Here is a 24,321-nt window from a genome sequence, read left to right as displayed (position 1 = left end):
AAATCACCGGGATTAACCATTCCCATAATGGACAGTAGTTGGACCATACATCTTAAGGAAAGCGGGGCAACATTTGAAATGAAAGCTACTGGTATTGTAAGACGTATTGATGACCTCGGACGAGTTGTTATCCCCAAAGAGATCAGACGCACCTTACGGATTCGTGAGGGCGATCCTCTGGAAATTTTTGTTGACCGCGATGGTGAGGTTATATTGAAAAAATATTCACCGATTGGTGAATTGGGCGATTTCGCCAAGGAATATGCAGAGTCGCTGTATGAAGGAACAGGGCATATTACCATGATTACGGACCGGGACACGTTCATCGCGCTCGCCGGCGGCTCCAAGAAGGATTATCTGGAGAAGCAAGTGGGTGTGCTGCTGGAAAAGGTAATGGAAAGCCGTAAAACGATGCTTGAGACCAATGCAGGCAGCTATGACATCAGCAAGGACCACACGGAGCTGTTATCCACTTATGTGGCAGCGCCTATTATCTCCGGAGGAGATCCGATCGGCTGCGTAGTGCTGCTGAACAAGGATGATTCGGTCAAGATGGCCCAGATGGAAGTGAAAATGGCGGAGACAGCCGCAGCCTTCCTGGGCAAGCAAATGGAGCAGTAATCAGCTGGTGCTGGAGAGTCCCGCTTTTCCTTTGGTTATTATGACCGTAGGGAATGGCGGGTTTTTGCTGTGAATCGGCCCGCTAAGGAATAGACGCATAGCCATTTACACTTCTACCCTTAGATAAGTTATAATATAGAAATTCATTTGCTTAGGTTAAAGCAAGCTCTATATTATGGCAGTTATGGCTGTAGAAGCAGGTAAACGATGACATCCAATTCGCAAGGCTCGAAGCTGCTGCAGGGCGCTTTTATTCTTAGCGCGGCAGCTATTTTCTCGAAACTGATCGGTACGCTCCAGAAGATACCGCTGCAGAATCTGGGCGGTGACGCCGCGTTCGGTATCTACAATACGGTCTATCCGCTGTATACCATTCTGGTTACGGTGGCGATGCTCGGGCTGCCTGCCGCCATCTCGCGGTTCGTGGCCGAGGCTTCGGCGGCACAGGACGCGCAGAAGGGGCGGCGGGTCCTGCTTCTATCCGCCGGAATTACAGCGGCCAGCGGCCTGGTGCTCGGCATTCTGGTCTACGCCGGGGCTCCGCTCATTGCGGTATGGGTCGGCAGCTCCCATATTGTTCCGGCGCTGCGCAGCAGTGCCTGGGGGCTGGCGGTGGTGCCGCTGATGGCGGCGCTGCGCGGCTACTTCCAGGGACTGCATAATATGATGCCGACCGCCGTGTCACAGGTGGTCGAGCAGTCGGTACGCGTGGCGGTCATGATCGCGCTTCTGCTGTATCTAACGGGCGCTGGCGCAGATGCGGCAGGAATCGCTGCGGGTGCGATGCTGGGTCCAGCCGGGGGCGGGATCGCCGGTCTCGGCGTGATGCTGCTGTATTGGCGCAGCCACCGCCGGGGCTTGCCCGACAGGCTGCCTCAAGCTCCGCTTCAGAACAGAACGGCATCGGCCGTACGAAGGGATAAGCAGGGCATTCCTGCCCGCGAGCTGTTAGCCTATGGCCTCCCGGTGATGCTTGGTGCGCTGGCTGTTCCGTTAATCGGACTGGTCGATGTCTTCACAGTTCCCCGTCTGCTGGCGGGGAGCGGGAGCAGCGAGACGGCGGCGATGGCCCAGTTCGGCATCTATAACCGCGGGCTGCCGCTCGTGCAGATCGTAATGATGCTGGCGACCTCGCTCTCGGTCGTCTTCATCCCGGCACTGGCCGAAGCGAAGTATCAGCGGGATGAGGCCTTGATCCGCACGCGCATCACGCTGTCGCTGCGCTGGTTCTGGCTCCTCGGGCTGGCCGCCTCCGTAGGCCTGGCCGTGCTTGCCGAGCCGGTGAACACGGCTCTGTACGGGGACGCCGCCGGCAGCGGCGCGATGACCTGGCTGGCCTTCACCGCCGCGGGCGGCACGGTCAGCATCATCTCCGCCGCGCTGCTGCAAGGCCTGGGCGCCGTGCGCGCGCCGGCGCTGACCCTGCTGGCCGCCGCTGTGCTTAAGGCGGCCCTCAACCTGCTGCTCGTCCCGCAGCAGGGCATTACCGGTGCGGCCATCGCTGGCGTGGCCGCACATCTCTTCGCAGCAGCGCTGAACGTGCTGCTGCTCTACCGGCAGGGACATCTGCGGCTGCGCGCAGCAGATGTCCTGCTGAAGCCCGCGGCGCTGCTCGCGGGCCTGGGGCTGGCCGCCGCGGCTGTGAGCCACGGCGCAGCCTGGGCGGCAGACGCCGCCGGCTTCGGCGGCGGGCGGACCGCGGCCCTGGCGCAGAGCCTGCTCGGCGTGCTCGCAGGCTGCGCCGTCTTCGCACTCGGCGCAGTGGCGCTGCGGCTGCTCAGCGAGAGCGAGCTGCGCCAGCTTCCGGGCTTCGGCCCGCGCTTAGCGGACAAGCTGAAGAAGCTGCGCCTGTTCCCATAAGGCGCAGCTCAATAGATACATAGCGCAGCCGCCTTTCGCGAACAGCAGGACGCGGCTGCCTGGAAGGAGCAGAATGGCATGAGCGCAACATTAACGATCGTCGGCCTGGGCTCCGGGAACCCGGACCGGCTGACACTGGGCATTATCAAGAAGCTGAAGGCGGCCTCGGCCGTATACGTGCGGACCGCAGAGCATCCTGTCATGGCTGCACTGGCGGAGATGGAGATATTCTGGGAGTCCTTCGACGGGCTGTATGAGTCGCTGTCGTCCTTCCCTGAGGTCTATGAAGCCATTGCGGCAACGCTAATGGAGAAGGCTGCATCCGCTCCGCAGGGCACGGAGATCGTCTATGCCGTGCCGGGGCATCCCATGGTGGCCGAATCCGCCGTCTCTCTGCTGCGCGGGCGCTGCCCGGAGGCGGGCATTGAGCTGAATATCCTCGGCGGCGAGAGCTTCCTCGACGAAGCGTTTGTCCGTCTGGGCTTTGATCCGATTGAAGGCTTCCAGCTGCTGGACGCCTCCGGTATCCGCAGCTCCCAGCTTCACCCGGAGCTGCACACCCTGATCGGGCAGGTCTATGACAGCTTCACTGCGTCCGAGACCAAGCTCTGCCTGATGGAGCTGTACCCGCCAGAGTATGAGGTCATTGCCGCACATGCGCTTGGCGTGGAGGGCGAAGAGCAGATTCTCCGGGTGCCGCTGTACGAGCTGGACCGGCTGGACGGCTATGGTAATCTGTCGCTGGTATATGTTCCGGCGAGCCGTGCGGATGAAGCACGTAACCGCACCTTTGCCCGGCTGCATGAGATTGTTGATATTCTGCGGAGCCCCGAGGGCTGCCCCTGGGACCGTGAGCAGACGCATGAATCCTTGCGCAAAAATCTGATCGAAGAGACCTATGAGGTGCTGGAAACGATTGACGAGGATGATCCAGACCATATGAGGGAAGAGCTGGGCGACCTGCTGCTCCAGATTATGCTTCACTCCCAGATGGAAGAGGAGCTGGGAACCTTCAGTGTCTACGATGTCATTGAGGGGCTGAATGAGAAGCTGCTGTTCCGCCACCCGCATGTATTCGGCGATCAGGCGGCGGGCAATGCCGAGGAGGCGCTGCAGAACTGGGAAGGGATGAAGGCTGAGGAGAAGCGGCGCAAAGGCGTGAAGCCCGAAGCCCTGTCCGCACTCAGCGGGGTTCCGAGGGATCTGCCGGCTCTGATGAAGGCGTATAAGCTGCAGAAGAAGGCGTCCCGCGTCGGCTTCGACTGGGATAACACCAGTGATGTGCTGGCCAAGATCCGCGAGGAGGTTGACGAGCTTCAGGAAGCGATTGAGACGGGACAGTCCGCCGAGGAGCAGATGCTGGAGCTGGGCGACCTGCTGTTCGCAGCCACCAATGTGGCCCGCTTCATCGGAGCCGATCCGGAAGAAGCGCTGACCCGCACCAACCGCAAATTCGTATCCCGCTTCGAGTATATTGAGCAGCGTCTGCGGGATCAGGGGGTCCGGCTGGAGGACAGCCCGCTCGAAGAGATGGAGGCCCTCTGGCAGGAAGCCAAGACAGAAGAGCGGAAGCAATAGATTTTAGAATTATAGTCTTCGGCGTATATCCCGCGCGTTTCACGGCAATGCTGTGACTATTGGCGCGAATCTCTGATTTAAAATGCATTGAGAGGTTTATAATGTTATAGTGCTATAACCCCCATATCCTACGCACGATGTTACTTTTTCAAAAAAAACGGCGGATCGTGGCAGGAATTGAGGGCGGAATCCAGAATATCATAAAGACGAAATGACGATTTGCCGTGATTCTCCGGTAAACCTGATTTTCATTTATTTTTTGTATCCTAGGAGGAACTTCAAATTATGAACAAGACAGATCTGGTAAACAACATTTCCGAGAAAAGCGGATTGGCCAAAAAAGACGTAGAAACCGTACTTAACGGAATGCTCGGCGAAATTACAGAAGCTCTCGCAAGCGGAGATAAAGTACAGCTGATCGGCTTCGGTACTTTTGAAACGCGCAAACGTTCCGGCCGCACCGGCCGTAACCCGCAATCGGGCACACCTATCGAAATTCCTGAATCCACAGTGCCGGCCTTCAAGGCAGGTAACAAGCTCAAAGAAGCCGTTAACTAATGCGTCTGGACAAGTTCCTGAAGGTCTCCCGTCTGATCAAGCGCCGCACCGTGGCCAAGGATGTGTCCGAACAGGGCCGGGTGTTGATCAATGGACGGGAGTCCAAACCGAGCAGCACGGTGAAGATCGGTGACGAAATTACCGTGCAGTTCGGCCAAAAGCTTGTGACGGTCAAAGTGGAAAAGCTGGTGGAAACCACCCGCAAGGACGAGGCCGCCGGAATGTATACCCTGCTCCGTGAAGAGCCTGTTGCCAAAAGCACGGGACTCGACTGGTAGCAGCAAATGATTGCAGCATAAGGTGAAGAGGTATTCCTGAAGCCGGAAGACGGCGGAGCGGGATGCCTCTTTTTTCTTGTTCTATACCCTGTCCTTCCTTCATAGATTAGAACCAAGAAGGAGGGGTACATGCTATGATGGAGCCAACTAAAGTCAACAAACAGCATGATCTGCACATGCGCAGCCGTAAGCAGATTGAGCTGACAGGTGTGCAGAATGTGGAGAGCTTTGACAACGAGGAGTTTCTGCTAAGTACAGAACTCGGCCAATTGACCATTCGGGGTACTCATTTACATATCAAGAATCTAAGTCTGGAGAATGGAATGCTGTCCCTTGAAGGCAATGTTCATTCCCTGATTTATCTTGACCCCGGGGCGCAAGGCAAAAATAAAGGGATTCTCCGCAAGCTGTTTAAATGAATCCCTCCGTTCAATGGATCACCCTGCTCTATATGATTCTGTCCGGCATTTGCATGGGACTGGCCTATGACAGCTACCGGGTGCTGTCGCAGAAGCTGAGATTTCCCAATTGGCTGAATGCGCTGCTGGATTTGCTGTATTGGATAGGGGCGGCCCTGCTGGTCTTTCGCATGCTTTATGCCGGAAACCAGGGACAATTGAGGTTTTATGTCGTTCTTGGCCTCTTTCTAGGTGTATGGATCTATTTTTTGATCTTCAGTATTACGGTGCAGCGTTTTGTGGTAAGGTTAATTCAGTCGGTGCAGTATGCATGCAGGAAGCTATGGCGGTTCATTACCATAGTTATCGGAGGTCCGATTCTCTGGCTGTGGCGCCTGATTAAGGGAACAGTGCTGCTGTTCGGCCGGGTCCTTCTTTATATTTTTAAGCTGCTGCTGCGTCTAACCAAGCCAATCTGGGTACTTCCTGTAAGGTGGGCCTCTCCGTATACATCCCGGTTCGTTCATAGCGCCCGGATCGTGAGGATCACCAAGTGGATATCAGGGTGGCGGAAGCGCTGACCTTGAACCCTGGAACTGGAGGTAAGCTTAAATGAACAGATTCTCTGCGGAAGAGAAGAATACGAACCAGAGTGCTTCGGCCGCAGGCGCGAAGAGAAGAAAGTTTATATGGATTCTTGTGATGGCTGTTTTCTTCGGCTGGGCCGGATTCACTTTCTTTGCCCAGAGCGCAGCAATCGCAGACAAGAGTGCACAACTCGCCCGTAAGACCGAGAGCAATGAGAGTGTAACAGCTACGCTGAATCAACTGAAATATGAGGTCTCGCGTCTGAATGACGATGAGTATATCGGACAATTAGCGCGTAAATGGTACAATATGTATCCTGCAGGCGAATCACCTATCCGTACCGAGCAATCCGGGCAATAAAAGCAGGCGAAAAGAGGCTTACGCTGTGTTGCCTTGCTTTGCTCTTTACTGTATAATCAAATCACCGCAGACAGGATGGACATTATATTCGTCTGTATATTTTTAAGGGAGGATCATTTTATTCTATGGCAATTGAAGTGGGCACCAAGTTAGAGGGCAAAGTGACAGGCATCACGCATTTCGGAGCATTTGTGGATCTGTCAGGAGGTGTCACAGGTCTCGTTCACATCTCGGAGATCGCCGATAACTACGTCAAGGATGTCAACGATCATTTGAAGATTGCGGATGTAGTAACCGTTAAGGTGATCAATGTTGACAAGGACGGCAAGATCGGACTTTCCATTAAGCAAGCCGTTGATAAGCCGGCATCGGAAGTACGTCCCCCCAGAGCTCCAAGACCTGAACGTCCAAGCGGTGGAGACCGTTTCGGCGGTGGTGGCGGCAGTGGCGGAGGCGGCGGTGGATTCAATCGTGAACGGGGTGGGCGTCCATTCAAGCCTGCAGCCGGTAAACCTTCATTCGAGGATAAAATGTCACGCTTCCTGAAAGACAGCGAAGAACGGATATCTTCGATCAAGAAGAACACAGAAGGAAAGCGCGGCGGCCGTGGAGCCAAGCGCGTATAATCTGAGTCTTGCACATCATAAATAAACCGCAGGGGCATTGCGCCCTTCGCGGTTTTTTTGTGTTTGTGCCCGCGGGCCGAATGTAAGCCAAAAACCGAACACCATTGGCAGCTTGGAGGAGCGTGAACCAAATGTAATCGCAAAACCGACTACAATCGATAACGTGGAAGCGCATTGACCAAATGTAATCGGAAAACCGACTACAATCGGCAACATGGAGGTGCATTGACCAAATGTAATCGGAAAACCGATTACAATCGGCAACGGAGAGGTGTATGGACCAAATGTAATCGGAAAACCGACTACATTTTGCTCGCAACGCAGAGTATGAGCAGCCCACCCCGCCCCAGCTCTATACCGCGCGCCCAAGCTTCCGGCTATTTTTGTCGGGCTTTGAACAAATTGCCGACAGCATCTATGCCATTCTCACATAACTCCAGGGCAATCGCTGACGAATGTCCGCGCGGCCACTACCAGCAACCGGCAGTCTGACTGCGGCAGTCCGCAGCCGATCTTTTACCCCGTATGGGATTGGGAGGCTTTTCCACAGAATGTCGGGACAGGCTTTTTTGTCGGAAATTTTTTACAGATTGCTCTCCGTTTCTGACAAACTTTCTTAAGACCCCCGCTATATAATGAGAACCATAAAATTCATAAACGGGTGGTGCAGGGAATGAGTAAAAGCAATGTGGTGAATTTGCCGGAGTGGACAAGAGCAGGAAGCAAAGACAAAAATCAGAAAGAAGCCTTAGGTACGCGCTTGAAGGCGTGGGGCACCAAGCTGCCGGTTATCCAGTTCATCGCGGTCAAGAAGTGGGTGCTGCTGCTTAGCCTTATGGGCTTTTTGCTGGGACGGGCTATGATCCTGGATGAGCTTACCCCGTTTGCTGCTGCTTATTTCGCCGTCATTGTATTTATGCGCAGGGATTCCATGCTGCCTGTGGCCGCAGCCATCGTGCTCGGCAGTCTCTTCACCCCGTTTCCGGGTGCCATCGTGGTTGCGGCAGAGCTGATTATTTTTTATCTGATCTACAAAGGGCTGGAGAACTTCCAGCGGGTGGATCTGTCTTATGCCCCTCTGATGGTGTTCGTAGCTTCTTTTATGGTGGGACTGTTTCAGGTCGTTATCGGTCCTTCGCTCACGTGGTATCCGCTGATGATGGCGGCCATTGATGCCATACTCGGGTTCGTGCTGACGCTTGTATTCCTGCAGGCGCTTCCTTTATTCACCTATAAGCAGAAAAGCAGGGCACTCCGCAATGAGGAGGTACTCTGTCTGATCATCTTGCTGGCTTCCGTCATGACCGGCCTTGTCGGCTGGACCATTAACGGTCTATCGCTGGAGCATGTTTTATCGCGGTTTCTGATTCTGATCTTTGCCCTGGCCGGAGGAGCGCCGCTTGGTGCTGCGGTTGGTGTAGTGACCGGACTTATTCTCAGTCTGGCCGATATCGGAGCCATCTATCAAATGAGCCTGCTGGCCTTTTCCGGGATGCTGGCAGGTATGATGCAGTCCGGACGCAAAGGGGCGGTCTCCATCGGGATGCTGCTGGGATCAACGATTCTATCCGTATACTTCATGGGACCGGGCGATGTCATGAATTCTACCTGGGAGACCTGTGCAGCCGTAGTATTGTTTCTTCTAACACCTAAGGGGATGATTACTGCCATTGCCAAATATGTACCAGGCACGGCCGATCACAGCCGTTCCCAGCATGAATATGCCCGGAGGGTCCGGGATATTACAGCAGACCGGGTGACCCAGTTCTCGCAGGTATTCCAGCAGCTCTCCAGCAGCTTCGGGCAGATTCCCCGGGCCGCAGAGGCGGGCAAAAGCGACCGTGAGATGGAGGATTTTATGAATACGGTAACAGAGGGAGCCTGCGCCGGGTGCATCCGGCGGACCCACTGCTGGGATGCCAAGTTCTATCAGACCTACAGATATATGACCGACATGATGACCACGGTGGAGGAGTGCCCGGACATTACCGCTGCCCAGCTGCCGCCGGAGTGGAGCCGGATCTGCGGCAGGACGGGGGAGGTTCTTGAGGTGATGAAGGGCCAATATGAGCTATACCAGCATGATATGCGCTGGAAGTGGCAAATATACGACAGCCGCCAATTTGTGGCCGAGCAATTATCCGGCGTCTCGCAGGTAATGGAGGACCTGGCGAAGGAGATTAAGCGGGAAGGGCAGGCGATGTACCGGCAGGAGAGCCAGATCCGGGAGGCGCTGGAGAAGCTGGGCCTCTCCATTCACAGCATTGAGATTCTGAGTCTCGATCCCGGCCGGGTAGAGATTGAAGTCGTGCATGCCTACACCCGGGGCTTCGATGAATGCCGCAAAATGATCGCCCCGCTGCTCTCGGATATTCTGGAGGAGAATATCGCAGTGGTCAGTGAGACCGCCGTCCATCCCCGCGAGGGCCTGTCGATGGTGACCTTTGGCTCGGCGAAGGCTTACGAGATAAGCTCCGGTGTAGCTGCCGCCGCAATGGGAGGCGATATGCTGTCGGGAGACAGCTTTAGTACGGTGGAGCTGGGTAACGGCACCTTTGCCGTCTCCATCAGTGACGGAATGGGCAACGGGGAGCGGGCCCGGATGGAGAGCAGCGCTGCGTTATCTATGCTGGAGAAGCTGCTGCAATCGGGAATGGATGAGAAGCTGGCGGTGAAGTCCGTTAACTCCATTCTGCTGCTGCGCTCCCCGGATGAATTCTATGCGACAGTAGATATGGCGCTGATCGACCAGTATTCGGCGCAGACCATTTTCATGAAGATTGCTTCCGCTCCGAGCTTCATCCGGCGGGGCAGCGAGGTGATCCCCGTGACGGCCAGCAATCTGCCGATCGGCATCATCAAAGATATTGAGGTCGATCTGGTCACCATGCAGCTGCGCCCCGGTGATATCCTCATTATGATGACTGATGGTATTTATGATGCGCCCGGTTATGCCGTTAATAAGGAGATATGGATGAAACGTCTGATTCAGGAGCTGGAGGGCGATGACCCGCAGGATATGGCGGACGAGCTGCTAGATAAAGTAATCCGCTATCAGGGCAATGAGGTCCATGATGACATGACCATCGTAGTCAGCCGTGTGGATCATTACCACCCGGAATGGTCCAGCCTGCATATGCCCGGCGTGGGCCGGATGGAGCGTCCGCGTACGGTTAGCTAACGCAGTAAGCCATTGAACTGACAACTAATTAGTCTATTGGATGAGTAAGCTGGAAATGTTGCACATAATGCAGCTTGACGCTGAAGATATCCGGGTGTTGGAGTGGATTGCTGCATGAATTGCAAGATTTTTTACACTAATCTGCTTAAAGGAGGAGGATTCCTGCCTTTTGTGCAACATTTCCCATACCAGGAGGGATTAATGAGAGGAATGTTGCATTTTAGGCAGGATTATTAGATTCGGAGCTGGAGCTAGGGGATGAAGCATGAGAATGGGCAAAAGTATGAGTAAAAGTATGAGTAAAAGTAACATTCAAGGGCCGAAAGCAAAGTGAGCGCTGAAAGGCCGGGTTTTGTCTTTAAATTATTCAGCGGGTGCATTCCACCCACGCGCCAGCCCCTGCTCCTCTCCTTTTCAACCGCTGCTGGTTAGCGGACGAAAGTTGAGGTTGAAGGTTTATCGTAAAATTAACGGAACGGAGAGAATTTTGGAGCCGTAGAAGCGAAGCGTTCGCCTTTGTCTTCCGATTTCAACCGCGAGCTGCGGTACAATAAATCAAGAAATCGGAAGACAACAGCGATCGAAGGCCCAAAATTCTCGCAGAGACTCTTTTTTACGAGCTCATTCAGATCTAATCTTTAAGCGTTAAGCGGCGTTTGAAATCTCTCAACCTTGGCAATGCTAGTAACTAGACAAGGAAGGGAGGAACGGTCATGAAGCAAATTCTGCTGATCACAGACGGTTGTTCGAATGTGGGGGAGAGTCCGGTGCTGGCGGCTGCACACGCCCGTCAGGAGGGCATCACGGTCAATGTTGTAGGGGTCGTAGATTATGGAACCATCGGTGAGCTGGGCAGCCGGGAGATTGCCGATATTGCCAAGGCGGGGGGCGGGATCAGCCGGATCGTGGGAACCCCGCAGCTGGCCCAGACCATTCAGATGATGACACGCAAGACGGTGGTTCAGACCATTCAGCAGGCGGTTAATAAAGAGGTGCAAAAAATTCTCGGCGACGGCTCACTGGCGGAGCTGCCTCCGCAGCAGCGTTCACAGGTGGTTACCGTGGTCGATGAGCTGACCGAGACCTCGCCGCTGCGCATAGCGCTTTTAATTGATGCAAGCGCCAGTATGAAGCCGAAGCTTGGCGCGGTGGAGGACGCCATCCGTGATCTGGCGCTAAGTCTGGAGGCTCGGGAAGGGCGCAGCGAGATTGCCGTGTTCCATTTTCCCGGACGCTCCGGCAGTGAGGATGCCATGCTGGATATCGACTGGACCCGGAATGTGTCCGAGGTCCGCTCCCTCTTTTCCAGACTGAAGATGCGGGGGGCTACGCCGACCGGACCGGCTATTTTCAAGGTGCTGGAACATTACCGGTATGATAAACTGGAAGAACATCGTAATTATCTTCCAGGGGAAGATGACGGGGCAAGAGAAGGGATGATTGATGGGTATGTCGTCTAATCCATCCTATCCGGCAGGCACAGTGATTACCGGCAAATGGCGGGGGAACCGTTATGTCGTGGAGCGTGTGCTGGGGAAGGGGGCAAACGGAACCGTATATCTGGTGCAGCGGGAAGGCAGACGGGAGCGGTATGCGCTCAAGATCGGATACGATACGCTGGAGCTGCAGTCTGAGATTAACGTGCTGACCTCCCTGCAGTCCTGCCGCAAGCGCAGCGAGCACCGGGCCCGCAAGGAATCGCCGCTATCCTCCTATCTGCTGGAATCGGATGATTTCAAGGACCGGGACCATACGCCCTTTTATGTAATGCGTTATGTGGAAGGAAGGCCGCTGCACCATTTCCTGTCCAGGAACGGTGCCTCCTGGCTGGGGCTGGTCGGAATGACGATACTGGAGAAGCTGCAGACGCTGCATGAGTGCGGCTTCGTGTTCGGGGACCTGAAGCCGGAGAATGTCATGGTATCCAGCTATGGGGAAGCCGAGCTGATTGATTACGGAGGGGCAAGCCCAATCGGACGGAGCGTGAAGCAGTTCACCGAATGGCATGACCGCGGATTCTGGAATGCCGGCAGCCGGACAGGCGACCAGAGCTATGACCTGTTTTCTTTTGCCGTCCTGTGCCTGCGTCTGCTTAATGAAGAAGGGCTGAAGTCTGCCGCCCAGCAGCTGCCGCAGACAAGGAGCGTAGAGGAGCTGATGAAGCTGGCCCGGGAGCTGCCGGATAAGAAGCTGTCCTCCTGGCTATGCCTCGCGCTCAAAGGCGGTTTCCCCGGTTCCGCGCAGGCAGCAGAGATCTGGAGAAGCCACATCTACAGAGGACGGAAGAGCGGACACGAGACGATGGCGACCCCGCGCTGGCTCAAAAATGCGTTCGCGCTGTCTTTATTTCTGCTGGCATTCACGCTATACTGGGTTTTCCGTTTCTGAGATCTGAAATCGTACATAATCAACAAGATGCTGACCGCCGGAGCAGGCGGTGTAAGGGATGGCAGGAAAGGAAGCCCCTATGGAGCACAGGAAGGAACTGGTGGAATCCGTAATGGAGGCTGCGGCTGAATATGAGCTGTGGGCGCCGCATGACACCATTGTAGTCGCAGTTTCCGGAGGGCCGGACTCTGTGGCTCTTTTGCGTATTCTGCATGAGATCTCCCTGACCCGGATGCCGCTGACGCTGATCTGCGCCCATGTCAATCACGGCTTCAGAGCCGAATCGGTTGAGGAGGCAGAGCTGGTCCGGGACCTCGCGGCAGAGCTGTGCATTCCCTTCGAGCTGGGCGAATTCGATATTCCGTCCATCATTAAGGAGAGCGGGCTTGGCCCGGAAGGGGCTGCACGGGAGAAGCGTTACCAGTTCCTGATTGCTACCGCACACCGTTACCGGGCGCGCTCGGTGGCGCTGGCCCATCATGCAGACGATCAGGCCGAGACGGTGCTTATGCGGCTGCTGCGGGGGAGCGGGCCTTCGGGCCTTGCAGGCATGCGCTGGAAACGGACCGAAAAAAAGGTGGAACTCATCCGCCCCTTCCTGCGTATTAACAAAACGGCTCTTGTCGGCTTTTGCCTAGAAGAGGGCTTAGCTTATGCGGAGGATGCGACCAACCTCCTGACGCAGTACAAGCGGAATGCAGTCAGGCTGGAACTGCTCCCTATGCTGGAGCAGCATAATCCGAGAGTGAGACAATCGCTTCTGCAGCTGGCTGAAATTGCCTCGGCGGAAGATGAATATATGGAGGCGAATGCGGCAAAATGCTTTGATGAGCTGGTTTTCACCGAGCATGGAAAATACACCTTGAAAAGAGCTGCCTTTGCGGCCATACCCTCCGCTTTACAACGGCGTTTGATTAAACTAATATTAAATTATCTGTCGGCGGATTCATCATTCATGGATTTTTCCAAGATTGAAGCAGTACGCCGGGGAACGCTGCAGGAATACCCTACCGTCTGGACACTGGATATGGGTGGCGGTTATGTCTGTGTGCGGCAATATGATACCATTGTGTTCTCGTCCAAGCCCTTGACCCGGCAGGTAAGCTATACATACCGGCTGTCTTTGACTCATCCCCGGATTAAGCTGATGGAGATAGGAAAGGTTATGACGATGAGGGGGCTTGCGGGGGAAGTTTTTTCTGCACAGGAGGAGGATTACGGGAAGAACTCGGCTTGGTTTGACGGGGACGATCTTGTCCTGCCGCTCACCATTCGTTCCCGGTTGCCTGGAGATACCATAAGGGTTATGGGATTAAACGGAAGCAAAAAGGTAAAAGATATTTACATTGATGATAAAATACCTTCTTCCGAACGGCCTGCAATTCCCCTCGTATGTGATGCACTCGGCAATATCGTCTGGATTCCGGGCGTAAGGCGCTCGGTGCATGCCGCAGTTGGGCGGCACACGGCCTCAGTTCTGCTCCTGACCCTGGAAGACATGGAACAGGGCGAAGAATCGTAATGGCCGTAGTAAGTCTTTCATAAGTATATCTTAGGAGGTTCGCAAGTTGCAGAATGATATTCAGGAAATCTTGATCAGCGAAGAAGAAATTCAACAAAGAATCAGGGAGCTTGGCGCCCAGCTGAGCAAGGAATATGCAGACCGCACACCTTTAGTGATTTGTGTACTCAAAGGTGCGTTTATTTTTATGGCGGATCTGGTTAAAGTGATTACAGTACCCGTTGAAATGGACTTCATGGCGGTATCCAGCTATGGCGGTACAACCAAATCATCCGGCGTAGTCAAAATCATCAAGGATTTGGACACATCGGTTGAAGGCCGTGATGTTCTGATTGTCGAGGATATTATCGACAGTGGCCTTACACTCAGCTATCTGATTGAAATGCTGCAGGGGCGCAATGCCGCTTCTGTCAATGTAGTCACTCTGTTCGACAAGCCCTCGGGCCGCGCCGTGAATCTTGAAGCCCAGTATACAGGCTTTGTGATTCCTGATGCATTCCTCGTAGGCTACGGACTGGACTATGCCGAGCTGTACCGGAACCTCCCTTATGTCGGTGTACTGAAGCCTGAGATTTATACCAAATGAACAACCCGACAGCCTTAGATCTACGGATCACTTTTCTGGATTTCCTGACAATTTGAGGAGTCCGGTCAGGCTATGGTACAATAACTTGAGCGTTGCGAGAGGAGGTAGGGGATGAATCGGTTCATCCGGAATTCTGGTTTTTATTTGATTTTATTTTTAGTCGTGGTGGGCATAGTCCAGTTTGTAAGCAATGGAAATGAATCCGCCGATCTCCCTAGATATGATGAGTTGCGGCAGGAGATCTCGAACAATAATGTGAAGAGCATGACGGTTCAGTTTGAGGGGAATGCATTTCTGGTTACTGGCGAATATAAAGAGCTGCCACCCGAGGCTAAATCGAAGAATTTCTCCACTTATGTTCCTCCTACAGACGAGGCCCTTAACGAGCTTGTGGCTGCCAGCGATAAGAACGGCATAGAACTTAGCCAGAAGAAAATGGAAGGTGACAGCATCTGGCTGACATTCCTCTCTTCCATGATTCCACTGGTTATCATGTTCATCCTGTTCTTCTTCCTGTTCAATAATGCACAGGGCGGCGGCGGCAAGGTGATGAACTTCGGCAAGAGCAAGGCCCGGTTATATAATGAAGAGAAGAAGAAGATCAGCTTCGAGGATGTTGCAGGAGCTGACGAAGAGAAGCAAGAGCTGGTTGAGGTTGTTGAATTCCTCAAGGACCCGCGCAAATTCGCAGCAGTGGGTGCCCGGATTCCGAAGGGGGTACTCCTTGTAGGTCCTCCGGGAACAGGTAAAACCTTGCTGGCCCGTGCGGTTGCAGGGGAAGCAGGCGTTCCGTTCTTCAGCATCTCCGGTTCCGACTTCGTGGAAATGTTCGTCGGTGTCGGCGCATCCCGCGTACGTGACTTGTTCGAGAACGCGAAGAAGAATGCTCCTTGTATTATCTTTATCGATGAGATCGATGCTGTGGGACGTCAGCGCGGCGCAGGACTTGGCGGCGGACATGACGAACGGGAACAGACCCTTAACCAATTACTCGTTGAAATGGACGGCTTTGGCGGCAACGAAGGCATTATCATTGTCGCGGCTACCAACCGCGCAGATATTCTTGACCCGGCGCTGCTCCGTCCGGGCCGTTTCGACCGTCAAATTACGGTTGACCGCCCAGATGTGAAGGGCCGTGAAGCTGTACTGAAGGTTCACTCCCGCAACAAACCGCTGACCAAGGATGTAAGACTTGACGTTATCGCCAAGCGTACTACCGGGTTCACCGGTGCGGATCTGGAGAACCTGCTGAACGAAGCGGCATTGCTTGCTGCCCGCCGTAACCGCAAGGACATTACGATGCGTGAAGTGGATGAAGCGATTGACCGTGTCATCGTCGGTACCGAGAAGCGCAGCCGCGTCATCAGTGACCGCGAGAAACGGATTGTCGCCTATCACGAAGCAGGCCATACCATTGCCGGCTACTTCCTTGAGCATGCTGATGTGGTTCACAAGGTTACCATTATCCCGCGCGGCCGTGCCGGCGGATATGTCATTATGCTTCCTAAGGAAGACCGGATGATCGTAACCAAGCAAGAACTTCTGGATAAGGTTACCGGATTGCTTGGTGGACGCGTTGCTGAAGAAATGTTCATTGGCGAAATCGGCACAGGCGCTTATAGTGACTTCCAGCAGGCTACGCGCATTGTGCGTGCGATGATTATGGAATATGGAATGAGCGATAAGCTTGGGCCCTTGCAGTTCGGTGCAACCCAAGGCCAAGTCTTCCTGGGCCGGGATATCGGACATGAACAGAATTACAGCGACTCCATTGCTTATGAAATTGATCAGGAAATGCAGAACCTTATCCGCAGCAGCTATGAGCGCTGCAGAGAGCTGCTGACCAAGCATTCCAAGGAAATGCACCTGATTGCCAACACCCTGCTTGAGAAGGAAACGCTGGAGCTTGATCAGATCACAGAATTGATTGAGCAAGGCTACCTGAGCGAGGATGGCAAGCCAGAAGAAGGCGACGCCGTTACCAATGAAGCGGGCGAGCCGATTATTGATTCCATCGGTGATGTGCGTGTCCGGATTCAAGGCAAAACTGGCGAGGAATCCCCATTAGACCTGTCCAAGGATATTCCGAACAAGCCGGACCCTGAAGAGGGCAACGGACCGGATGACGGGAATAAGGGCGGCGGAAGCCTCGTCTAAGCTGTACCGCAGCACATTGTGTAATCTAGTCCGGAGAACCACTGGTTCTCCGGGCTTTTTTTTTGGATATAAGCATGCACAGGTTTCACACGGCAACTTGTCCTCCGGTTTCTCTCTGAAACAGAGCACCCGCTTGGATTGACAGGGGGTGGAACGTTGTGTACATTAGTGAATAAATATTAAATTTATCATTTATAAGAAATGTACTGGCGGCAAGCCATGAAGACATAAGGGGGAGACTGACCGTGGAAGCTCTGGCGCTTGAGCGCAAGCAGGAACAGAATCGTGAACTTCGTGTGCGCCTCGAACAGCTTAAGAAGGAACGGAATGCTATTATTCTGGCTCATTATTATCAGCGTGATGAAATTCAGGAGGTCGCCGATTTCCGGGGAGACTCTTTCCTGCTGGCCCAGAAGGCAGCGGAGACAGAGGCAGATGTAATCGTATTCTGCGGCGTTCATTTCATGGGGGAAAGTGCCAAGATTCTGGCACCGAACAAGACGGTCCTGATTCCTGACGAACGTGCTGGTTGCCCGATGGCTGACATGGTCAACGTGGATGGGCTGCGCAAGCTGAAGGCTCAGCATCCGGGTGCGAAGGTAGTAACCTATATCAATTCCTCTGCAGAGATCAAGGCGGAGACAGATATTTGCTGCACCTCAGCGAATGCGGTAAAGGTGATCGAATCACTCGATGCCGAAGAAATCATCTGGGTGCCCGATAAGAATCTGGGTCAATATGTGCAGGATCAGACCGGCAAGAAGCTGATTATCTGGGAGGGCTATTGCAATACTCATGACATGCTTACCGTCAAGGATGTAATGGAGATGAGAGCCAAATACCCGGAAGCTGAATTTGTTGTACACCCCGAATGCCGCCCGGAAGTCGTGGCAATGGGGGACTATGTGGGCAGCACTACCTCAATTCTGGAATATTGCCGGAAATCGGACCGCCGGCAGTTTATTGTGGGAACTGAGGATGGAACCGGGTATCAGCTAAGGCTGGATAGCCCGGATAAGGAGTTTCATTTTGCCACCAAATTCCTGGTATGTCCTAATATGAAGGTAAATAATTTGAAAAAGCTGGTCAAATGCCTGGAGACGATGAAGCCGCAGATCTATGTACCGCCTGCAGTCGCCGACAAAGCCAGAACATCCCTAGAGCGCATGCTACAAGTCCGGTAGCATGCGCTACTCTTTCGTTGAAACAGGTGAAAAGCGGTCATGATTCCACAATATTTGGTTGATTTTGATCTTCAGGGACTTCCTGTAGTTAAGACAGACTGCCTGGTCATTGGTTCCGGTATTGCCGGGTTATTCACAGCGATTAAGGCCAGCGAAGACCGGAAGGTTATTATGATTACGAAGAAGACCGTAATGGAGAGCAACACACGGTATGCCCAGGGCGGAATTGCGGCCGTCATTTCGGAGGATGATTCGCCGGCGTATCACCGTCAGGATACCCTGATGGCCGGCGCGGGGCTGAACTCCTCTGCGGCTGTCGATGTGCTGGTCAATGAAGGACCCGAGGGCGTCCGTGAGCTGATCCGGCTTGGCACTATTTTCGATAAGGAGAATGGTGTACTGGCCTTAACCCAGGAGGGGGCACATAGCCACCGCCGTATTTTACATGCAAATGGGGATGCTACAGGATATGAGATTGTCCGCGCACTTGCTGAACAGGCTGCCCGGCATGAGAATATTGAGACCTGGGACGACCATTATGTCATTGACCTGATTACGGAGGGCGGAGAGTGTCTGGGAGCTCTTGTACAGCGGCCTGACGGCGGGCGGTTATTCCTGCAGGCAGATGCAACAATCCTATGCTCCGGGGGAGCAGGACAGCTATACCGTTACACGACCAATCCTGAGGTGGCCACCGGAGACGGGGTAGCCATTGCCTACCGTGCCGGTGCCCATATCCGGGATATGGAGTTCATTCAGTTTCATCCGACCGCACTCAGCTATCCTGGTGCTCCGCGCTTCCTGATCTCGGAGGCTGTGCGGGGAGAAGGCGCTGTGCTGCGGAACATTAACGGTGAGCGGTTCATGGAACGTTATCATGAGCTGCAGGAGTTGGCCCCGCGGGATATTGTTGCCCGTGCCATTGTAAGCGAGATGGAATTGACCAAATCAACCTTCGTCTATCTGGATATTACACATGAACCGGCGGATATGGTTAAACACCGCTTCCCGACCATTTATGCGACCTGCATGAGCTACGGGCTGGATATTACAAGTGACTGGATTCCGGTGGCTCCTGCTGCGCATTATATGATGGGGGGCGTGAAGACCGACCTGAGCGGAGAGAGTACGGTTGCCCGCCTGTTTGCCTGCGGTGAGGTATCATCTACTGGCGTGCAGGGTGCCAACCGGCTGGCCAGCAACTCCCTGTCGGAAGCTGTTGTGTTCGGCCGCCGGATCATTGAACGAATCCGCCAGCTGCCGCCGCTTCACCGGGATAACTTACCCTCAGCCTATCATCAGGCAAGGGTAGAAGCTCCTGCACAGGCTATTGTTGAACGGCGGTTGAAGCTTCAAAAGGCTATGGTGCGGTACGCCGGACTGCGGCGGAACCGGGAAATGCTGAACAAAGGCTTGGATGAGATAAAGCGCCAGCTGCCGATTTTTAAGACCAAACTGACAACACGGGAAGAATACGAGTTCGCCAATATGCTTACATGCTGTCTGCTGATCACTGAATCGGCCCTGGCACGGGAGGAGAGCCGCGGTGCGCATTATCGTGAGGATTATCCGCTGCGCAGTGACGCACAGTGGCAGAAGCATCTGCTCCAGATTCGCGAACTTGGAATAGTGGAGGAATTAAGTGATGATGTTTAACGGATACAATGAAGATCTGCTTAAGGCTATTAAGGGCTGGCTGCAGGAGGATGTCGGCTCGGGGGATATTACTACCCGTACTACCATTCCTGCCGGGCATGAGTCCAAGGGAATCATCCATGCCAAGGAAGACGGGATTATTTGTGGAATCCCCGTGGCTGAGCTGGTATTCGAAGTTGTTGATCCTGGGCTCGTATTCACGGCGCTGGTCCAGGAAGGACAAGCTGTCTCCAAGGGCACTGTGATTGCTGAGGTAGAAGGCAGCACTCATGCCATCCTGACTGGTGAACGGCTTGCCCTCAACTTGATGCAGCGTTTATCCGGTGTGGCCTCGCGCACGGCTTCTTTTGTAGAGAAGCTTCAAGGACTGCCGACCCGCCTGGTGGATACCCGCAAGACCACCCCGGGTCACCGGATGCTGGAGAAATATGCAGTCCGCATTGGCGGCGGAGCCAACCACCGTTACGGTCTGTATGATGCGGTGATGATTAAGGACAATCATATCAAGGGGGCCGGCGGCATCCGTCAGGCAGTAGGACGTGCCCGTGCCAATATCCCGCACACCATGACCATTGAAGTAGAGACGGAGAGTCTGGAGCAGGTAGAGGAAGCGCTGGCGGCCGGAGCTGATATTATTATGCTCGATAACATGTCTCCTGAGCAGATGGCTGAAGCCGTGAGAAGAATCCGGACCAAGGCGAAGCATGTCACCATTGAGGCATCGGGCAATGTATCTCTGGAGACGGTCCGGGGCATTGCTGAATCGGGTGTGGATGTGATTTCGGTAGGACGGCTGACGTATTCCTTCGCGAGTCTCGATATCAGCCTGGATCTGAATGGCAAGAAGGAGGGAGCCCTCTGATGATACTTGTCGTCGATATCGGCAATACGAACATCGTGCTGGGCGTCTACCGGGGCAGTGAGCTGCTGCACCATTTCCGGCTGAGCACTGCCCGCGGGTCCACTGTCGATGAGTATGGTGTGATGATTCATAATCTGTTCAGCATGTCGAATCTCTCGTTCAGGGATGTCGAGGGGGTCATCATCTCCTCGGTTGTTCCGCCGCTCGTGCAGGTTATCGTAGAGATGTGTGTCAAATTCATCGGCAAGGACCCGCTCCTTGTGGGGCCTGGTATCAAAACCGGGCTTAATCTGCGTTATGAGAACCCGCGCGAAGTGGGGGCGGACCGGATTGTGAACGCGGTTGCGGCGATTGAGCAGTATAAATGTCCGCTTGTCGTCGTTGATTTCGGCACGGCAACCACCTTCGACTGCATTGATGCCGGGGCCAACTATCTGGGCGGTGCTATTGTGCCGGGTCTGGGCATTTCCACGGAGGCCCTCTATCTGCGGGCCTCCAAGCTGCCCCGGATTGAGCTGGAGAAGCCCAAGAAGGTAATCGGGCGCAATACCGTACATGCGATGCAGGCAGGGATCATTTTTGGCTATGCCGGTCAGGTTGAGGGTATCGTCAGACGCATCAAGCAGGAGATGAACGCTCCCGTTCTCAAGGTTATTGCTACCGGAGGGCTGGCCTCACTGATTGCCAGTGAGACAGAATGTATCGATGAGGTTAATCCGATGCTGACGCTTGAAGGATTGCGCATTATTTACAACCGTAACAAATAATCATAAAGATGAACCTATACAGAAGAGAGAGGGATAGGAGGAGTATGCACCTAATGGATAATAAGAAGGACCGGCTGGTCCGGGGGACGGCGATGAACGGAAGAGTCAGAGCATTCGCTGTCCGTACCACAGAGCTTGTCGATGAATTGCGGCGCAGACATGATACGTATCCGACGGCTACGGCAGCGCTTGGACGTACGGTTACTGCCGCAGCTATAATGGGGGCCATGCTCAAGGGGCAGGAGAAGCTCGCGATTATGGTCAAAGGAAACGGTCCGCTCGGGCAGATTACGGCTGAATCCAATGCCCTGGGAGAAGTTCGCGGCTATGTGCACAATCCGCATGTTCATCTGCCAAGCAACAGCATGGGCAAGCTGGATGTTGCAGGGGCGGTAGGCACGGAAGGCTTCATTGATGTCAGCAAGGATCTGGGGATGAAGGAGCCGTACCGTGGCAGTGTGCCTATCGTTTCAGGAGAGCTGGGTGAGGATTTTACCTATTATTTTGCCCTCTCGGAGCAAACGCCTGCTGCTGTAGGACTTGGAGTGCTGGTGGAGACCGATAATTCGGTCAGAGTTGCCGGAGGCTTTATTATTCAGCTGCTGCCCGGCCTGACCGATGAGGAGATTACCGAGGTTGAGCAAGCGGTTGGAGCCATGCCTTCGGTTACGTCGGTGCTGGATCAGGGGCTTGAGCCTGAGGAAATGCTGCGGCTGCTGCTGCCGGATGCTGTGATCCTAGATGAGCTCGAGGTCCGCTTTGTATGTCAGTGCTCACGGGAACGGATTGAGCAGACTCTGGTTAGTCTGGGTGAGCACGAGCTGGAACGGCTGATCGAAGAAGATGATACGGCAGAAGTTGTCTGCCATTATTGCAATGAGAGCTATGTATTTAACAAGGATGAACTGCAGGTAATCCTCGATCAAGCGAAGTCATAGGGCTATGAAATGGTGACAAGACAGGAGCGCGCGCTGCGCAATGCCGTTATATTACTTGCCGTGGCAACGCTGGTGCTGGGAGGGCTATTATTCTGGAGCCTGCGTGCCATGGCACTGCTGAAGGCAGAGACGGCTGAAGGGGAAGCCTCGGATGTCGCTGCTGCCGGAGGACAGCCGGTCACGGAACAGGAATGGATAGAGGAGCTTCAGAAGAAGCACGGGGAAGAAGTGCTGCTGAGCATGCTGAATCATATCGTGGTGGGCAAGGAAGCCGCAGCGCTGGGAATTACGGTCACGGATGAGGAGATTGAACGGGAACTGAAGCGGGGAATGTCCGGTTACAGCTCGGAGGAGCAATATTATCAGCAGATGCAGTCTGAGCTTGGACTAACCCGTCAGGAGCTGCGTGAGGAGACGTTATACCGGCTGACGCTCCAAGCCATAGCAACGGCCGGCATTACGGTCAGTGAAGCGGAAATTGATGATTATCTGAAGCAAAATAGCGAGAGATTTATGCCACGCAAGCAAATGCAGCTCTCCATCATCCAGACCTCCACCTATAACGAGGCCAGTACAGTGATGGACCGCCTGGAGCGGGGTGAGAATTTTGCAGCGCTGGCCCGTGAGGTCTCGATCGACGAGGAGAGCCGCCAGCATGGCGGCAGTATCGGAACGGTCGAGGAGAAGGACCCGTTCTGGCCTGAGGAGCTGCTGGAGACAGCAGCCGGGCTGGAGAACGGGGATATCGCAGGACCGCTGCAGGTTGACGGGGGGTATGCTGTGATCCGTCTGGAGAAGCTAATTGATCCGGTGAAGCCGGATCAGGAGGAACTGCGCCGGATGATCGGCCAGCAGCTGAGACTGGAGCAGGCAGCGCCCTTGCAGCAGGTAGAGCGTGAATTACGGGCCAAATATGATACAGCAATATATATTGACAACAGCCTGCAAGATTGATAATATGAAATTAAATATAAAACCTACTGATTTAGTCGGAAATATTAAGCGGTACAATTACAACTGTTAGTTACCCAGGCATTGTGAACCGGGAGCTACGGTAATATATGCTGATAGCATCTGTCATAAGTCCCGCACCCTAATTCATTTATCATTCCAAGGAGGTTTTTACTCATGGCTAAAGTCGTCAACAGTGTAACAGATTTGATCGGTGGCACACCGCTCGTCCGCCTGAACCGGATTGTTCCGGAAGGCTCGGCAGAGATCTTCCTGAAGCTGGAATACCAGAATCCAGGCTCCAGTGTGAAAGACCGTATTGCCATCAGCATCGTAGAAGAGGCTGAGAAAGAGGGCCTGCTGAAGCCGGGTGGCACGATTGTAGAAGCGACCAGCGGTAATACAGGGATCGGCCTGGCGCTTGTGGCAGCTGCCAAAGGCTACAAGGCCATTATTGTTATGCCGGAAACGATGAGCCTTGAACGCCGCAACCTGCTGCGCGCTTACGGCGCTGAGCTGGTATTGACTCCGGGATCGGAAGGAATGAACGGTGCGGTCAAGAAGGCTGAGCAGATTCTGAGCGAGAATCCGGATTATTTCCTTGCGGAGCAGTTCAAGAACAAGGCTAACGTGAAGATCCATCGCGAGACCACAGGACCTGAGATCGTTGAAGCGATTGAATCTGTCGGCGGCCCGCTGGATGCATTCATTGCCGGTGTCGGCACAGGCGGAACGATCAGCGGCGCGGGTGAAGTGCTGAAGAGTCAATATCCGGGCGTGAAGATCTATGCGGTAGAACCTGCGGCTTCACCGATTCTGGCTGGAGGCAAACCGGGCCCGCACAAGATTCAGGGTATCGGCGCTAACTTCGTGCCAGAAATTCTGAACCAGAATATCTATGATGAGATTATTCATGTTGAGAATGATGAAGCGTTCGAAACTGCCCGCCGCGTAGCTAAGGAAGAAGGCGTGTTGTCCGGCATTTCCTCCGGTGCGGCTGTATTTGCTGCACTGAAGGTAGCGAAGGAACTAGGCGCAGGTAAGAAAATTGTTGTCATCATTCCAAGCAACGGCGAACGTTACCTGAGCACTCCGCTCTATAACTTTGAAGTATAATTGCTGAGAATTCAGCTCTTACGAAGAGCCTGCCCTATCTGCTTTCACAGGGATACCGCAGGCTCTTTTTTCGGATAATAAGCATTTATAAGAATTGCGGGCTTTTCAAAGTAACCCTATGTACAGTATACTGACAGGCAATAAAC

22 protein-coding genes are annotated in these 24,321 nt (G+C 54.1%); all 22 read left to right on the top strand.

Annotated elements, in window-relative coordinates; all coding sequences use genetic code 11:
* Positions 1-78: 78 nt before the first annotated feature.
* The 22 genes from spoVT to cysK all read left to right on the top strand — a co-directional run bounded on the left by spoVT (position 79) and on the right by cysK (position 24,175).
* Positions 79-621 carry a stage V sporulation protein T gene (gene spoVT, locus MKY96_RS28620; protein ID WP_036723994.1) on the top strand — a complete coding sequence of 181 codons (543 nt, stop codon included), beginning with the start codon at positions 79-81 and terminating at the stop codon, positions 619-621.
* A 207-nt stretch (positions 622-828) separates the two neighbouring features.
* Positions 829-2,481, top strand: coding sequence for a putative polysaccharide biosynthesis protein (locus tag MKY96_RS28615; protein WP_340945756.1), 1,653 nt, complete (start codon positions 829-831; stop codon positions 2,479-2,481).
* A gap of 78 nt (positions 2,482-2,559) precedes the next feature.
* Positions 2,560-4,059: a nucleoside triphosphate pyrophosphohydrolase gene (gene mazG, locus MKY96_RS28610; RefSeq protein ID WP_340945753.1), complete on the top strand. Its 1,500-nt coding sequence runs from the start codon at positions 2,560-2,562 to the stop codon at positions 4,057-4,059.
* A 285-nt stretch (positions 4,060-4,344) separates the two neighbouring features.
* Positions 4,345-4,617 carry an HU family DNA-binding protein gene (locus tag MKY96_RS28605; protein ID WP_036723954.1) on the top strand — a complete coding sequence of 91 codons (273 nt, stop codon included), beginning with the start codon at positions 4,345-4,347 and terminating at the stop codon, positions 4,615-4,617.
* Positions 4,617-4,895, top strand: coding sequence for an RNA-binding S4 domain-containing protein (locus MKY96_RS28600; RefSeq protein ID WP_036723951.1), 279 nt, complete (start codon positions 4,617-4,619; stop codon positions 4,893-4,895). The genes MKY96_RS28605 and MKY96_RS28600 overlap by 1 nt, the downstream gene beginning before the upstream one ends.
* A gap of 134 nt (positions 4,896-5,029) precedes the next feature.
* Complete coding sequence (gene yabP, locus MKY96_RS28595; protein ID WP_076082791.1) at positions 5,030-5,314, top strand: sporulation protein YabP; 285 nt, start codon at positions 5,030-5,032, stop codon at positions 5,312-5,314.
* Positions 5,311-5,874, top strand: coding sequence for a spore cortex biosynthesis protein YabQ (yabQ, locus tag MKY96_RS28590; protein WP_340945750.1), 564 nt, complete (start codon positions 5,311-5,313; stop codon positions 5,872-5,874). The genes yabP and yabQ overlap by 4 nt, the downstream gene beginning before the upstream one ends.
* Before the next feature lie 31 nt (positions 5,875-5,905).
* Positions 5,906-6,241, top strand: coding sequence for an FtsB family cell division protein (locus MKY96_RS28585; protein ID WP_340945749.1), 336 nt, complete (start codon positions 5,906-5,908; stop codon positions 6,239-6,241).
* Between the two features lie 125 nt (positions 6,242-6,366).
* Positions 6,367-6,867 (top strand): S1 domain-containing RNA-binding protein, encoded by a 501-nt coding sequence (locus MKY96_RS28580; protein ID WP_036696437.1) that lies wholly within the window; start codon positions 6,367-6,369, stop codon positions 6,865-6,867.
* Positions 6,868-7,540: 673 nt separating this feature from the next.
* Entirely contained in the window at positions 7,541-10,048 is a 2,508-nt protein-coding gene (spoIIE, locus tag MKY96_RS28575; protein WP_340945746.1) for a stage II sporulation protein E, read from the top strand.
* Between the two features lie 713 nt (positions 10,049-10,761).
* Entirely contained in the window at positions 10,762-11,508 is a 747-nt protein-coding gene (locus MKY96_RS28570; protein WP_036723943.1) for a hypothetical protein, read from the top strand.
* Positions 11,498-12,436 (top strand): serine/threonine protein kinase, encoded by a 939-nt coding sequence (locus tag MKY96_RS28565; RefSeq protein WP_445322091.1) that lies wholly within the window; start codon positions 11,498-11,500, stop codon positions 12,434-12,436. Before MKY96_RS28570 ends, MKY96_RS28565 begins: the two co-directional genes overlap by 11 nt.
* A gap of 79 nt (positions 12,437-12,515) precedes the next feature.
* On the top strand, positions 12,516-13,958 hold the full coding sequence (gene tilS, locus MKY96_RS28560) for a tRNA lysidine(34) synthetase TilS (RefSeq protein ID WP_340945739.1): 1,443 nt from the start codon (positions 12,516-12,518) through the stop codon (positions 13,956-13,958).
* 46 nt (positions 13,959-14,004) lie between these two features.
* On the top strand, positions 14,005-14,544 hold the full coding sequence (hpt, locus tag MKY96_RS28555) for a hypoxanthine phosphoribosyltransferase (RefSeq protein WP_340945737.1): 540 nt from the start codon (positions 14,005-14,007) through the stop codon (positions 14,542-14,544).
* Positions 14,545-14,655: 111 nt separating this feature from the next.
* Positions 14,656-16,701, top strand: a complete 2,046-nt coding sequence (gene ftsH, locus MKY96_RS28550; protein ID WP_340945735.1) for an ATP-dependent zinc metalloprotease FtsH — start codon at positions 14,656-14,658, stop codon at positions 16,699-16,701.
* Between the two features lie 245 nt (positions 16,702-16,946).
* Positions 16,947-17,885 (top strand): quinolinate synthase NadA, encoded by a 939-nt coding sequence (nadA, locus tag MKY96_RS28545; RefSeq protein WP_036696456.1) that lies wholly within the window; start codon positions 16,947-16,949, stop codon positions 17,883-17,885.
* Between the two features lie 39 nt (positions 17,886-17,924).
* Positions 17,925-19,541, top strand: coding sequence for an L-aspartate oxidase (gene nadB, locus MKY96_RS28540; RefSeq protein ID WP_340945730.1), 1,617 nt, complete (start codon positions 17,925-17,927; stop codon positions 19,539-19,541).
* Positions 19,531-20,403, top strand: a complete 873-nt coding sequence (nadC, locus tag MKY96_RS28535; RefSeq protein WP_036723928.1) for a carboxylating nicotinate-nucleotide diphosphorylase — start codon at positions 19,531-19,533, stop codon at positions 20,401-20,403. Before nadB ends, nadC begins: the two co-directional genes overlap by 11 nt.
* Complete coding sequence (locus MKY96_RS28530) at positions 20,403-21,170, top strand: type III pantothenate kinase (RefSeq protein WP_036723925.1); 768 nt, start codon at positions 20,403-20,405, stop codon at positions 21,168-21,170. The genes nadC and MKY96_RS28530 overlap by 1 nt, the downstream gene beginning before the upstream one ends.
* Before the next feature lie 53 nt (positions 21,171-21,223).
* The gene (gene hslO / locus MKY96_RS28525; protein WP_340945728.1) at positions 21,224-22,108 is read left to right on the top strand and encodes an Hsp33 family molecular chaperone HslO; all 885 of its coding nucleotides are present in this window, start codon (positions 21,224-21,226) and stop codon (positions 22,106-22,108) included.
* Positions 22,109-22,117: 9 nt separating this feature from the next.
* Positions 22,118-23,062, top strand: a complete 945-nt coding sequence (locus MKY96_RS28520) for a peptidylprolyl isomerase (protein ID WP_340945726.1) — start codon at positions 22,118-22,120, stop codon at positions 23,060-23,062.
* A 174-nt stretch (positions 23,063-23,236) separates the two neighbouring features.
* Complete coding sequence (cysK, locus tag MKY96_RS28515; protein WP_036723922.1) at positions 23,237-24,175, top strand: cysteine synthase A; 939 nt, start codon at positions 23,237-23,239, stop codon at positions 24,173-24,175.
* Positions 24,176-24,321 lie beyond the last annotated feature (146 nt).

Source organism: Paenibacillus sp. FSL R7-0302 (genome assembly GCF_038006885.1).
Classification (GTDB): Bacteria; Bacillota; Bacilli; order Paenibacillales; family Paenibacillaceae; genus Paenibacillus_AQ.
This window is presented reverse-complemented; position numbering and strand designations above follow the sequence as displayed.

Coding starts and splice junctions, on each gene's coding strand:
- spoVT (WP_036723994.1), top strand. CDS start 79: ATGAAAGCTACTGGTATTGTAAGACGTATTGATGACCTCGGACGAGTT.
- MKY96_RS28615 (WP_340945756.1), top strand. CDS start 829: ATGACATCCAATTCGCAAGGCTCGAAGCTGCTGCAGGGCGCTTTTATT.
- mazG (WP_340945753.1), top strand. CDS start 2,560: ATGAGCGCAACATTAACGATCGTCGGCCTGGGCTCCGGGAACCCGGAC.
- MKY96_RS28605 (WP_036723954.1), top strand. CDS start 4,345: ATGAACAAGACAGATCTGGTAAACAACATTTCCGAGAAAAGCGGATTG.
- MKY96_RS28600 (WP_036723951.1), top strand. CDS start 4,617: ATGCGTCTGGACAAGTTCCTGAAGGTCTCCCGTCTGATCAAGCGCCGC.
- yabP (WP_076082791.1), top strand. CDS start 5,030: ATGATGGAGCCAACTAAAGTCAACAAACAGCATGATCTGCACATGCGC.
- yabQ (WP_340945750.1), top strand. CDS start 5,311: ATGAATCCCTCCGTTCAATGGATCACCCTGCTCTATATGATTCTGTCC.
- MKY96_RS28585 (WP_340945749.1), top strand. CDS start 5,906: ATGAACAGATTCTCTGCGGAAGAGAAGAATACGAACCAGAGTGCTTCG.
- MKY96_RS28580 (WP_036696437.1), top strand. CDS start 6,367: ATGGCAATTGAAGTGGGCACCAAGTTAGAGGGCAAAGTGACAGGCATC.
- spoIIE (WP_340945746.1), top strand. CDS start 7,541: ATGAGTAAAAGCAATGTGGTGAATTTGCCGGAGTGGACAAGAGCAGGA.
- MKY96_RS28570 (WP_036723943.1), top strand. CDS start 10,762: ATGAAGCAAATTCTGCTGATCACAGACGGTTGTTCGAATGTGGGGGAG.
- MKY96_RS28565 (WP_445322091.1), top strand. CDS start 11,498: ATGTCGTCTAATCCATCCTATCCGGCAGGCACAGTGATTACCGGCAAA.
- tilS (WP_340945739.1), top strand. CDS start 12,516: ATGGAGCACAGGAAGGAACTGGTGGAATCCGTAATGGAGGCTGCGGCT.
- ftsH (WP_340945735.1), top strand. CDS start 14,656: ATGAATCGGTTCATCCGGAATTCTGGTTTTTATTTGATTTTATTTTTA.
- nadB (WP_340945730.1), top strand. CDS start 17,925: ATGATTCCACAATATTTGGTTGATTTTGATCTTCAGGGACTTCCTGTA.
- nadC (WP_036723928.1), top strand. CDS start 19,531: ATGATGTTTAACGGATACAATGAAGATCTGCTTAAGGCTATTAAGGGC.
- MKY96_RS28530 (WP_036723925.1), top strand. CDS start 20,403: ATGATACTTGTCGTCGATATCGGCAATACGAACATCGTGCTGGGCGTC.
- hslO (WP_340945728.1), top strand. CDS start 21,224: ATGGATAATAAGAAGGACCGGCTGGTCCGGGGGACGGCGATGAACGGA.
- MKY96_RS28520 (WP_340945726.1), top strand. CDS start 22,118: ATGGTGACAAGACAGGAGCGCGCGCTGCGCAATGCCGTTATATTACTT.
- cysK (WP_036723922.1), top strand. CDS start 23,237: ATGGCTAAAGTCGTCAACAGTGTAACAGATTTGATCGGTGGCACACCG.